We start from the raw sequence: 12,772 nt of genomic DNA on the forward strand, positions 1-12,772 counted from the left end.
TTATTTTTAAATCTTGAATGTTCTTAAATCTCGAATGTTGCTAATGTAGTTAGGTACAGTGTTTTCAAAAAGTGACAGATGGAAGTGTTTTTATGGGTACAGATTTAGCAAGTACACTTGATGCCAATAAGTATTTGATCGTCGAGAAGCATCTCAAACAAGCGATCAGCAATGGGGTTTATCAGCCAAACGACAAGTTGCCTTCCATCCGTCAATTGAGCACTGAACTCAAGCTAAGCAAGAACACAGTGATCCGCGCTTATCAGGAACTAGAAGCACAAAGCATGGTTTACTCGGTGCCAAAATCCGGTTATCGAGTAAAACCAACCGAGCGACATGAAGCCAAGATTGCTAAGCCTACGCGCGTGGATTTGCTCTCGGTATGCAAACAAATCCTCACCCACCCCGAGTATCAAGAGCTGCTTCCGACGGGCTCAGCACACCCAAACATTGATGCGCCAGCCATCAAAAGCTTGTATGCCGAAATCGGCCGCCAGAGTCGACAACAGAGTCATATTTCCAGCCATTATCAACTGCCACCGGGTGATGACTTATTGGTCAAACAGCTGGCGAAGATCACCCAAGATCTGGGAACGCCTGCAAACGTGGATGATCTTTTGGTCACCCATGGTGCACAGCAAGCGATCAGTCTTGCCCTCAGAGCAACAACACAGACAGGGGACATTGTGGCAGTGGAATCCCCCTGCTATTTCGGTAACTTGTTGATGCTCGAATCTCTCGGTTTACAAGTGGTCGAGATCCCTAGTTGTCCTCGTGATGGTATGGATCCAGACGCGCTAGAAAAAGCCATGGCGACGTGGGAGATCAAAGTCATTATTGTAACGCCAAACTTCACCAACCCAACAGGCTCAATGATGCCCCTTGAAAGACGTGAGCAGCTGCTTAAGGTTTCTGGAGATATTCCAATCATTGAAGATGACGTGTTTGGTGCGTTGAGTTACGACAAACCCTTGCCAAGCTTACGCAAATTAGACGAGAAGCAACGAGTGATTTACGTCAACTCGTTATCGAAAACGCTCGATTCACGCCTTCGTATTGGTTGGATGTTGGCGGGACGTTATCGCGCTCAAGTCGAGCAATACCTGTTATGTGAAAACATGGGCAGTTTGAACTTGATGCAATCGGCAGTGGGCACTTTTCTAACCTCAGGCAAATACCGCACTCACACTGCGCGTATGTGCCGTGTTTACCAAGCCAACGTGAGACGATATTTGCAGATGCTCAATCAATGCTTAGATGCACACTTTGAACTAAAAAACCGCTACCAAATCAATGCAGTACAAGGCTCATTCTTGCTTTGGTTACGCTTGCCACCCAAAACTGACAGCTATGCGCTTTATCAAGCCTGTAACAAACACAAAATCAGCATTCTGCCCGGCTCGGTATTCGGCACTCAGGGACAGTATCAAAACTGTATTCGTCTCAGCGTAGCGAACTTTGGAGCGGAGAAAAACTGGTTCCCTGCGATGGAAACGCTGGCAGCACTGATTTCTCAGTACGTTAAATAGTCGCTCCAGACATTCCGTTCCAAGCATTCAGCACAGATACAACAAAGCCTCAGTAATTGGGCTGTCTCCTATACACAAATCCCCAAGCCTATAGCTTGGGGATTTTTTAGGACTCTTTCGCGTGTATGCGATCTGATCACTTAATCTTCCTCACTGAAGTACTAAGATGACATATTCATACGCTAAGCATTGGGCACGAGAACAATGTTAACAAGCTCAACTTCAAGACCTTCGAAGACAACGCCTCATCAACTTAGCGACTTCCATTACTAATCAACCAGAAGTCTCGGGTGCATTGATCGCCCGAACCACACAATATTAAAGGTAAGATTTTACTCTCCAGCAGACCAATATTCTTAGCGCATTTAAGTATATTTTACGTTTTGGCTTGCAACCTTTGATTTAAATATTAGCAATAACTAATTAGTCACAGTCGATACAAAGATACCAATAGATATCGTTGACATTGTATCACTTAATAAAAAGCCCCTTAGTACAAATGGCTAAAAAGGCTCCGATCGACTAAGGGGGGGCAAGGTATAAGAGAGATTAGTACTCTCACGGTTATTCAAGTCACAGATTCCATTCGCGAAGCAGCTGGAAATAAATTATCAATCAGAGTCAAAATTCTGACTATTTTATCGGATAAACCATTTCTAGTTTTATTATCCCCAAATTAAATGCCAATTATTTATAATTCTATCACGATCAAAATCACGTTTATTCTATGACAATTTTATCATCAATTATCTACAATTAAGTTAATATTTCTATTTTATAAAATATAGTTTATTAATTGATGTAACAGTGGTATACATTATCCATTAATCTCATATTTATTGTCAGGTTACTAATTTTAGAACCTGACAAATACATAAAAATATGGTAACCGTAAAATTTTGCCAATTTTTCAGGTGTTTAGATATGAACGTTGAAGAAAGAAACATGGAAGAAGCATGCAAGAAATTTAAAAGCCACCTTGGCTTCAATAATAGAAACGTGATTCACGTTGCATTTTCAAGAATAGATACTGTTCAAAATAAACTATTAACAATCTGTACAGACTACAGCTGGCACTTAGAATATTGGTCAGAAGATATGTATAAATCCGTTGGGAAACGGTGTGGAGAGGGTGTAAATGTCTGGGATAAAATAGATGAAGATCATAAGCAAATACTCAAAAAGATACATGCTGAACAAAAAGTGGATGTTACCACAAAGAACGAAGAATATATCGATATACTTTCATTGGCTTCCAATCAACCACTCAGCGCTCGTTCTATTTTGAACCTTTCTTCACTAAAACCGAAAATAGGCTTTTTAGCTCAAAATATATGGCATACGGAAAAACCAAGTTGCCTTAATATACCCACACCTAAACTCGCTCCGGCCAGTGATGAAGCGTTAATTAACATCGATATTTCTCAATACTCATTTGGTGGCCTAACTTTCTCAGAAAAAGAAATGCAAACGATTCAATGGCTCTTACAGCTGAAATCAATAAAAGAAATCGCTTGGACTCATCGATGTAGCGAGACAGCAGAAAGAAAAAGAATTGAATCTATCAAAAGAAAGCTTAATTGCTCTGGAAAATCATCTTCATACCTCTTTAATGCGCTCAAGAGATCGGGGATCGCTCAAGCATGTCTATCCAACTACACCATGTCTCAATAACATGTCGAAATCTCGAACAATGTTGCCGTTTCTACGAAAAAATCGGCTTTGATAAATACCGCTCTTATCAGGATGATGGCGTCACTATCTTATTGATGCGTGGCAATCATACTTATATTGAATTATTTAACTTTCCAAAGGAGGACCAAAAAGACATAACCATCAATAATTCACAAACTTTACCTGAGTTAAAAAAAACAGGTATCAGTCACTTTGCTTTGCAAGTAAGTGATCTAAAAAAAACAAGAGAAAAACTAAGTCCAAACTATCAATGTAGTGAAATACAGAAAGCGAGATTAGGTCTCTTTTCGTACTTTTTCGCTCTAGACCCAGAATGTAATCAAGTAGAATTTATACAGAGGAATAATATCTAATGCTATTGACTTGGAAGCAAAGGTTGGCTGTCGTTGCTGGCAATGCAATGGAGTTTTATGATATTGCTGTATTCGCAGCAATCGCCCCCTTTCTCACTCAAATTATGGAAAATCATGGATATGAGAATGCTACGACTCTAATATGGGGGATGTTTGCTTTACGCTTTTTACTACGCCCTCTTGGTGGCTATATCGTTGGAAACATCGCAGACTACTACGGCAAAAAAAATGCATTAATAATGACTAGTAGCCTTACTGGTTTCGCAACGCTCACTATGGCCGCACTGCCCACTGAACTTGAGTACGTTGTTTTTTACTTTCTCTTTCTGCAAATTATCCAAGCATTTAGTTTTGGAGGAGAGTATCCAACCGTTATAAATTATTTAACGAACCACTCCCCAAAAAAAGAAGTAGCAAGAACAAGCTGCCTCATTGTGGCGAGCTCTATTGTCGGTGTTTTATTGTCTATCGCTATTGTTGAAACACTAAAGTTCACACTTTCAAGTGAAGCAATGCAAAGTTATGGATGGAGAATCCCACTTCTCATTGGTGGAGTTAATATTGCTGTCAGTTTTTGGTTTCGCTCTAAATTACCTAAAGAAGTCAACACTGTTGTAGAAAAAACAAAGCAGAGTCCAAGACAGTGGATACCACTATTCTTTATTTCGATGGGGGGGGCGGTTGTCTTTTACATACAAAATCTATCGAGCACTATTTTGCAAAAATCAGTCGATATTCCCCACTTCTCGCTGATAAACTCGTCATTATTGTTGGCATGTATTCTATTATCTGGTTACTTAACCGATAAGATAACCACGCCAAAACACGCTTTTAGAACAAGTTCTTTGGCTGGCGCACTTCTTTATTTTCCCACTTACTGGCTATTAACTCACGCAATAACAGAAGTAGCCATCGTAGGAATGCTCATCATAAGCATAATTTCTGCAATAATACTCGCCAATTTAGCCGTGGTCCTCGCGCAAATAGCGAAAAACCAAACGGTAGTTCTTGGACTTTGTTACAATATCGCATTGTCTATTTTTGGTGGTTTAACTCCGCTAGTTGTGGCGATGACAACTGAATATGATGCTAGCTTTGTCGGATTGTACGCAGCTCTATGTGTGATACCAGCCCTTCTGTCCGTGCATTATTCTCTCACGCCACCCGCTCAGCCCCATACCCCTACTCTTCAACAACACTGAATGATTCTAATGGGTTAAAAGGCTAACTTCAGAGACAATATCGTTTTTTCTAAATGAAAGACGATATTGTCTATAAAAAATTCAAAAGCAATAAGAGAATTAACGGGGTAATTGCCACAATCTGGCTACGTTTTCAGCCAAGTTCGTAAGGTTCACTTCCGCCTCTTCCAAAGCTTCTGGTAAGCTCATTGCGCGTGGTACACATACAAATACTGCGTCAATACCGCACTCGTAGACGGCTTGGAAGTTATCACCTGTGCAACCTGCTAAGGCAATGACAGGCAAACCGTATTCTTTCGCCACTTTCGCCACACCCATTGGTGTCTTGCCATGCACAGTTTGGTAATCAATACGGCCTTCGCCAGTAAAGACAATATCAGCGTCAGCTACATGCTCTGCGAGCTTTACGGTTTCTAGCACAATCTCGATACCCGGCTTAAGTCGTGCTGGTAAGTAACCAAGCAACGCTGCGCCCATACCACCGGCGGCGCCCGCGCCTTTTTGAGTCAGCACATGCTTGCCTGTCACCTGCTCTGTCAGTACACCGTATTTACTTAGAGCAGAATCTAACAGCTCTACATCCGCCGGCGTCGCGCCCTTCTGTGGGCCAAAAATCGCTGATGCACCTTTCTCGCCACACAATGGGTTGTCCACATCGCATGCCACCAGCACTTCGCAGTTCGCTAAGCGAGCGTCGAGACCAGACACATCAATGCTTACTAGCTCAACTAAACCGCCACTGTTGGGTGTGATTGGCTGACCATCACCGTCCAAAAACTTAACACCCAACGCCGCCAACATACCCGTGCCGCCGTCATTGGTTGCGCTGCCACCCAGGCCAATAATCAAGCGTTGAATACCGCGATCAAGCGCATTCAAAATTAACTGACCAGTACCAAAGCTGCTGGTGTTTTTTGGGTCACGTTGCTCACTTGGCACAAGGTGCAAACCACTTGCCTCTGCCATCTCGATCACTGCGGTTTCACCGTCACCTAGAATGCCGTAAAACGCCTTCACATCATTGCCAAGTGGGCCTTTTATGGTCACGAAAACCTGCTCGCCCTCAGTCGCATCAATCAAAGATTGAACTGTCCCTTCACCACCATCAGCAACAGGTACCGTAACGAATTCTGCATCGTGCCAAACATGAGACAAACCCGTCTTGATCGCGTCACTCACTTGTTTGGCGGTCAAGCTCTCTTTAAACGAATCTGGGGCAATCACAACTTTCATTTCATTCTCCTGAAAACAGCACGCTGCGAGCGACAAGTTGTACGTCATCAATGTGGCTATTCTCACTTAAAATTTCGGCACATTCTTTAGTCAACCATCCAAACAATGCTGACTATGCTTGAATCATTTTGTGCATTTGCACAACCAGCTAATTTAGCTTTCTTAACTGACTTGCAATATACAGCTCGGTCAATCCCGTAAAATCTTGCGTCGAGATGCCCGTCACTTCACTGATTTTATCCAGACGATATCTCAAGGTATTTCTATGAATATACAAAGCGTTAGCGCAGTCATTGGCGTTACCATTGGCTTGAAAATACGCTTCTAAAGTTTTTACTAACTGTCCAGATTTGTCTGCCGAAACCAAAGTCGCCATCGCTTGAGCGAGTTGTTCACCTTGCCAAGAGTCGGCTAAGGGGGCGAGTAACACAGGTAAGCGATATTCAGAGAAGCCCAGCATGGTTTGTTCTGGATGAGAGCGACGACCAACAGCAAGCACCTGCTTTGCACTTTGGTAGGAAAGAGGAAGCTGTAGTGCGCTATCAAAACGTTGCCCAATCGCGAGACGGACATCATCAATTTGATTGGCCGTTAAGCGGCGCTGAATACTATCCAGCACACTTTGGTCGCTATTCGAAGAGGAACGTAAAGGCTTGAGAACGACGATTTCATTCATCGACATGATCGCCACCAACGGCTTATCTTCAGACCGATACAGCACGTCAACTAGGCCGCGCACGCTGTTCAAACTAACAGGAACATTCTCTGCTTTAAGCTCGATCACGACAGCAACTCGGGGTGTTGCTAAATCGATGGAAAGACGCTGCGCCCAATCGTGCAACTCGGAATCACTAAGTTGTTGGTTCAACCATGCTGAGACAAACTCTTCTTGATGGCGACGATCCCATTGCAATTGCTCCACCAGCGAAGCTTGTTCAATCGTCAGTTCTGCTGTCATCTTCACTAACTGAGCGAACGCTCGGATGTGTTCAGGGTTGCCAGTGACACCCAACACGCCCACCACTTCACCTTTAAAGTGCAGCAGCATATTGATGCCCGGTTTCACGCCTTGCAATGATTGGCAACTTTGCTCATCCAACTCTAGCGAGTCACCATGATTCAGCGCCAGCACTGCACCATCATGCTTTTGACCAATGCGCTCAGCATCGCCGCTACCAATAATGGTCCCTGCCGCGTTCATCACATTGATGTTATGACCAATGATCGACATGGTGCGATCGACAATTTGCTGCGCGAGTGTGTGGTCGAGAATCACCATTTCCGTTCCTAAAATTCCACGATTGAGGCGTCAATAAATCACACTTTGTCTTCTATCGCCATGATATTGAACTGAAATCAACGCCAAAGTGAAACATCACGCAATTAACCTTAAATTATTTATGGCTACCTACCCGTAAAGTCGAGCATCACTGCTTATACTTATAGCCGAGCCACCCAAGTTTTTGTACTTGGCGCGACTTGAACCGACAACCACACAGTGACCGGAGGGAGACTATGGAACTGCGGAACAAGGCGGGCGACATTGCCAAAATTGCTGACAACCTCACCCTGAAAGAAATTACCGAGATGGGCTACACCGTCGATCTATGCGATGAAGCTTTTGACCCAGGCGAGCATTGGAAAGCAGAAGGGCAAACGCAAGGTATGGGCGAATACCCTGAGGAATAATCTCTAGGATACGCGTCAACAAGACCACAACCTTTTAGCCGAGTGAGCCATCGCTCGGCTTATTCATTACAGACCAGAGGTTTGCGCTTCCTCTACAAACAGATGCACCTCTTCTAGATAATTGCCATTCGCACAACCCCAGTCACTTACTTCGATAAATTCTCGGGTTAACTGACCATTCCCATCATGAATGACGTTTTGGCGAAACAAGTCCCAGCTTGTCGACTGTTTTCGATTGTTGGCATCCACATAACGCTCGCTATAGCTTTCGATTAACTGGTTGTAAGCATTCTGACGCTGTTCTGAGTTTGCAGATTCACTCAGTATCACAGCGCAGTTTTTTTCTATGATCTGCACTTGGTCATTGGTTGGCGGCGTCGTTGAGCATCCTGCTAATGTTAACCCCATTAAGCCCACTGTTATTCTTGTTTTCATTACTATTTTCCTTACTTTCAGCACCACTGCGAAAGACCGAATTGTATAAACTGCACTCCACGATTTCTAATCAAAAACGGAAAGATTTTGTGACTGACGCCTGCACATGTAAAAAGTCCGGTAAATCCCTGTTTACAAGCCATAAACATAACAAATGGATTTCGCATTCCTTCTGCTGCTTAGGCGTGTAATAATCGACGACGATAAAAACCTCAATAAAGCAAACATTTGAAGGATCAAAATGACTGCAACGGAATACCTAAACGACCTCAACCAACGTTACCTCGCTATCCATCGCACCAAAGAAGATTTCTTTTGGGAGACGTACATGGGCATCAGCGACGACCACGATGGTTCGACAAAAGCACAAACCGCTTGGACCAATTTCTTAAGCAACGCCGAGCAAATCTCTGCTATCAAAGCACAACTTGAAGCGGCTGAAACAATCGCTGAGCCACAAGAGAAACAGCAAACGCAAATTGGTCTGCAAGGCTGGTTGGCAACGTTTGAATCGCATGCAATTGAAGGCGAACAAGCTCAAGCGCAAAAGAATGATCTGATTGCATTTGAAGCCGAGTTGTTCGAGAAAAAGCAAAATCACGTTCTGACGTTTACCAATGAAAACGGTGAACAAACCGAGGGCTCGTTGCCAGTATTGTCTTCGACCATTCGCGCTAATAATCACGAAGAAGTGCGTCAATCTGCGCACCAAACGCTGCTCGACCTTGAGCAATGGTTGCTACAAAACGGCTTTATTGAGCTGATCAAACTGCGTAACCAGTTCGCACGCTCTTTGGGCTACGAGACCTTCTTTGACTACTCAGTGAAGAAGACGGAAAAGATGAGCTCAGAGCAACTGTTCAGCATCTTAGATGACTTTGAACAGCGCACGCGCGATGCTCACCTAAGCAGCTTGGCAAACCTTGCTGAGCAAAAAGGTCAAAGCGCACTGACTGGCTACAACTTTATTTACTCGTTCGCGGGTGACGTCATGCGTGACCTAGACCCGTACGTACCGTTCTCAAAATCACTACGTCGCTGGGTAGAATCGTTCGGCCGTCTTAACATCGAATACTCAGGCGCAGAACTTACACTAGACCTGCTTGATCGCAAAGGCAAATACCCGAACGGTTTCTGCCATGGCCCTATCCCATCGTTCTACAACCAAGGTGAATGGGTTGCCGCGCAGGTGAACTTCACCAGTAACGCGAAGCCAGACCAAGTTGGCAGCGGCTACGATGGCATCAATACTCTGTTCCACGAAGGGGGTCACGCTGCACACTTCGCTAACGTGAAGATGAACGCGCCGTGTTTCTCTCAAGAGTTCGCACCAACTTCCATGGCATACGCAGAAACACAATCCATGTTCTGTGACAGCCTGTTGACCGATGCCGATTGGCTAAAACAATACGCGTTGGACGCAGAAGGTAACCCAGTACCGGATGAGATCATCCAAGCGATGATCAACAGCCGTCAGCCATTCAAAGCGTACGAAGAGCGCAGCATTTTGGTTGTGCCGTATTTTGAACGTGCGCTTTACCAATTAAGCGATGAAGAACTGACGCCAGAGCGCATCACTAAACTGGCACGCGATTGTGAAAAGCAAATTATTGGTTTGGAATGCAGCCCACGCCCATTGATGGCAATTCCACACCTTCTGTCTGATGAAGCAGCGTGTGCCTACCACGGTTACTTGCTAGCACACATGGCGGTTTACCAGACTCGCGCTTACTTTCTCGACAAGTTTGGCTACCTGACTGACAACCCAGAGATTGGTCCGCTACTGGCGAAACATTACTGGCATGCGGGTAATCACCTATCGCACAACGAGACTATCGTTAGCCTAACGGGTGAAGGCTTTAACGCTAAGTATCTGGCGGACGTATGTAACCTATCGCCAGAACAAGCATGGGAAGTGCAGCAGAAAAAAATTGCCTCGCTGCAAACTCGTGAACGTGCCTCTGTGGCGTCTTTAAATGCCAGCATCAAAGTGGTGGATGGCAGCAAAGAGCTTGCAAGCAACTCAGTCTCAGACGAGCAGATGTGTGAGCAGTTTGAGCACTACATCCAAGAGACTTACGGTCGATAAGCCAAACCAAGAGCTAGGGGTTATACTCCTAGCTCTTTTTCTATCAGGGAAGCAACCATGTACCAAGATATCCTAACTTTCTGGTTTGAAGAACTGGAACCAAAAGACTGGTTTGTGAGCAGCGCCGACGTCGATAAACAAATCGAAACGCGCTTTCTCACCACCTTAGAGCAAGCCGCTCAATCTGAATTGTTTGACTGGCGAGAGACAGCGCAAGGTCGACTCGCAGAGATCATTGTGCTCGACCAATTCTCTCGCAATGTTTACCGCAATACACCCAAAGCATTCGCTCAAGATGCCCTCGCGCTTGCCTTGGCACAAGAGGTAATTCGTTTAGGCTTAGACCAAGAATTGACGGACGTTGAACGCAGCTTCTTGTACATGCCATTTATGCACAGTGAATCTAAGCGAATTCATGAAGAGGCAGAGAAGCTGTTCAAAGCTCTTGGGCGAGAATCTAATTACGAGTTCGAGCTAAAGCATAAAGTGATCATCGATCGCTTTGGTCGCTACCCACACCGCAATACGATTTTAGGCCGTGATAGCACCGCAGAAGAAGTGGAATTCTTACAACAGCCGGGGTCCAGTTTTTAAGCAAGCACACCTGCCAACTGAAAACGAACTATTACACCAAGCATAAAGCCTTTTGCTCTCTTAAGGCTTTGTGTATCGTACTTGCCTTACGTAGCTTGTTTAGCTCGAGTTCAACTTCAAATGACTTAATCCAAATATTAAGGTAACGCAATGATCACATGGCCTTGTTTGCTCAAACTCGATGGCGACGACGAACTGGTGTACTTAGCTTCATCAGAGCAGTTAAACGCCGAGTGCCAAGCATTGATTTGGGGTCAGGATGACATTGTGATTGATACGCAAGGCCATTGCTTTGCATTGAGAAATGGTGCTAATAACACGTTGGAATTGGACCTTTTGCCACAAACATTGAGCGTACAGCAAGTGACAGAACTGATTCAAAAACACGAGTTTGCCCAAGCGCAGCGCTGCATCATCAAAATCCATTTTACTTCCGTCCAACAAGCGATTGAGGCCTTAGCTGATTAACAATCGCGCACTTTCCTCTACACATCGAAGTTGCATTTACGAAAACAAAATGTGGGGCTATTGATTGGTAAAAAGTAGCTGGTCTGCCAATAAAATTTGCTAGTCTGTCACGGTGAATTGTGTGGATGGTGAAGTCGCTTATGAACAAGGTCGTATTAGTATTTGGTGGACTAGGGAACGCTAAATCGTCTGTGGTGGGTTTGTATGAAAGCCTTCTGCACACCCTAAGTTCTCACTTTGATATCGTCGCTATCGATCCTGCAGTTCAACATCCCAAGTCCTTTGTATCTCAGTTCCAATTCCCTTACTCCGCTTGCTACGCCAATCTTAATGCGTTTTTGCAGGTTCACTCACATACTGATGTTGCTGCGGCCTTCGTTCTCACGCCAGTTGGCACACATCTCTCCATCATTGAACAAGTGAGTAATGCTCTCGACACTCAAGACCTTCTGTTTGTGGTTGAGAAACCGTCTTTCTCACTGGCTGAAATAGATAGAGGCTTTAACCAAGTCATCCCTGAGCTTAAACGTCGCGGGGCACTATTTTACTTTATCGATACGGCTTTGGTTGCTCCTTCGCTTGAAGCGCTTTTTGCTGACTCACCTATCACACTGCCTGACGGAGTGCCCAATAAGATCATTGCGATTGCTGCCGATAACCCCATCGACAGTCATGAAGCAATCCAAGGCTTCCGTTTTGAAAACCGAATTGAATTACTCAACGCGAGAAAACTACTTAACTTAACCACCAGCGGCGGCGGAGGTTACGGCTTTGATATGGGCATCCACGCAATTGCAGGGCTGGTGCGTTACCTGCATAAATCCAGCATAGGTGACTCGCTGGTTGAACTAAAACAAATCTGTGCCGAACGGATTAGTGAATCGCAATTGGAGTACACACAAGGCGCTGAAACTCATCTCTATGTCGAAGGCGAACTTGCTTCAATGAAGGGCAACATTGAAGTAGTGATTGAGGCAGGAAAAGCGGGGGATATCTGGGACAGACGGTTAGAGCTGCACTATCCGAAGCGCGTCATCGCCATTGGTTTTGGCACACTCAAACATCCCCCGTATCTGTGGGAGAAAAGCCCCGATGAGATCAAGAGCACCACATTTGATGTCTCAGGCTCAGGTTATGCAATGCACTTTAACGACATCCTCTGCGCGCTTGGTTTTGATGCTAAACCGCGACTCTCACAGCAAGAGAGCGAAGCCTTGATGTCACAATCGATGAACTTGCTTAGCAGCGTCTTTGACGCCATCGGCGATACCCACCAAGCTCGCGAACAAAACATTGTCGTAGTGGATGCACACACACCTAAATACTTATCAGAAGCAGAGTTAGAGATCAGGAAAGAACTTAGCCAATACCTCGACCTTTTGATTCTTTGATTAAAGACACTCCCTGTATTTCTGACTTAACTCATTTCAATTAAGTGATATAGTTTCTATTCATAAGCCTCAACTCGTAAGTTGACTGATAGGA

12 protein-coding genes are annotated in these 12,772 nt (G+C 44.7%); 9 read left to right on the forward strand and 3 right to left on the reverse strand.

The annotated features are described in order from the left end of the window. Positions 1-92: 92 nt before the first annotated feature. The 4 genes from A8140_RS22685 (at position 93) to A8140_RS22700 (ending at position 4,779) form a co-directional block, all read left to right on the forward strand. Positions 93-1,529 carry an aminotransferase-like domain-containing protein gene (locus tag A8140_RS22685; protein WP_005534840.1) on the forward strand — a complete coding sequence of 479 codons (1,437 nt, stop codon included), beginning with the start codon at positions 93-95 and terminating at the stop codon, positions 1,527-1,529. A gap of 924 nt (positions 1,530-2,453) precedes the next feature. Next, positions 2,454-3,203, forward strand: coding sequence for a helix-turn-helix transcriptional regulator (locus tag A8140_RS22690; protein WP_005536469.1), 750 nt, complete (start codon positions 2,454-2,456; stop codon positions 3,201-3,203). After that, entirely contained in the window at positions 3,173-3,577 is a 405-nt protein-coding gene (locus A8140_RS22695) for a VOC family protein (protein ID WP_033000667.1), read from the forward strand. The genes A8140_RS22690 and A8140_RS22695 overlap by 31 nt, the downstream gene beginning before the upstream one ends. A 23-nt stretch (positions 3,578-3,600) precedes the next feature. Beyond that, positions 3,601-4,779, forward strand: a complete 1,179-nt coding sequence (locus A8140_RS22700) for an MFS transporter (RefSeq protein WP_227740728.1) — start codon at positions 3,601-3,603, stop codon at positions 4,777-4,779. A 99-nt stretch (positions 4,780-4,878) separates the two neighbouring features. Here A8140_RS22700 and A8140_RS22705 read toward each other — a convergent pair whose 3' ends face one another. Continuing rightward, positions 4,879-6,012: a glycerate kinase gene (locus A8140_RS22705; RefSeq protein WP_005536463.1), complete on the reverse strand. Its 1,134-nt coding sequence runs from the start codon at positions 6,010-6,012 to the stop codon at positions 4,879-4,881. Positions 6,013-6,160: 148 nt separating this feature from the next. After that, positions 6,161-7,291 carry a sugar diacid recognition domain-containing protein gene (locus tag A8140_RS22710; RefSeq protein ID WP_005536461.1) on the reverse strand — a complete coding sequence of 377 codons (1,131 nt, stop codon included), beginning with the start codon at positions 7,289-7,291 and terminating at the stop codon, positions 6,161-6,163. A gap of 236 nt (positions 7,292-7,527) precedes the next feature. Between A8140_RS22710 and A8140_RS22715 the strand changes: the two genes are divergently transcribed. Beyond that, positions 7,528-7,701, forward strand: coding sequence for a hypothetical protein (locus tag A8140_RS22715; protein ID WP_005428284.1), 174 nt, complete (start codon positions 7,528-7,530; stop codon positions 7,699-7,701). A gap of 66 nt (positions 7,702-7,767) precedes the next feature. On the opposite strand, the gene A8140_RS22720 is transcribed toward A8140_RS22715, so the two are convergent. Beyond that, a complete protein-coding gene (locus tag A8140_RS22720) occupies positions 7,768-8,136 on the reverse strand; it encodes a hypothetical protein (protein ID WP_005536460.1) in 369 nt (122 codons plus the stop codon). Positions 8,137-8,377: 241 nt separating this feature from the next. On the opposite strand from A8140_RS22720, the gene A8140_RS22725 reads away from it, so the two are divergent. From A8140_RS22725 to A8140_RS22740, 4 genes are all read left to right on the forward strand, one after another. Continuing rightward, positions 8,378-10,225 (forward strand): M3 family metallopeptidase, encoded by a 1,848-nt coding sequence (locus A8140_RS22725; protein WP_005536457.1) that lies wholly within the window; start codon positions 8,378-8,380, stop codon positions 10,223-10,225. 57 nt (positions 10,226-10,282) lie between these two features. After that, positions 10,283-10,819: a DUF924 family protein gene (locus tag A8140_RS22730; RefSeq protein WP_005536454.1), complete on the forward strand. Its 537-nt coding sequence runs from the start codon at positions 10,283-10,285 to the stop codon at positions 10,817-10,819. Positions 10,820-10,969: 150 nt separating this feature from the next. Beyond that, a complete protein-coding gene (locus A8140_RS22735; protein ID WP_005537042.1) occupies positions 10,970-11,287 on the forward strand; it encodes a DUF4144 family protein in 318 nt (105 codons plus the stop codon). A gap of 140 nt (positions 11,288-11,427) precedes the next feature. Then, the gene (locus tag A8140_RS22740) at positions 11,428-12,678 is read left to right on the forward strand and encodes a hypothetical protein (protein WP_033000783.1); all 1,251 of its coding nucleotides are present in this window, start codon (positions 11,428-11,430) and stop codon (positions 12,676-12,678) included. The last annotated feature ends 94 nt before the right edge of the window (positions 12,679-12,772 follow it).

The organism is Vibrio campbellii CAIM 519 = NBRC 15631 = ATCC 25920 (genome assembly GCF_002163755.1).
Taxonomy (GTDB): Bacteria; Pseudomonadota; Gammaproteobacteria; order Enterobacterales; family Vibrionaceae; genus Vibrio; species Vibrio campbellii.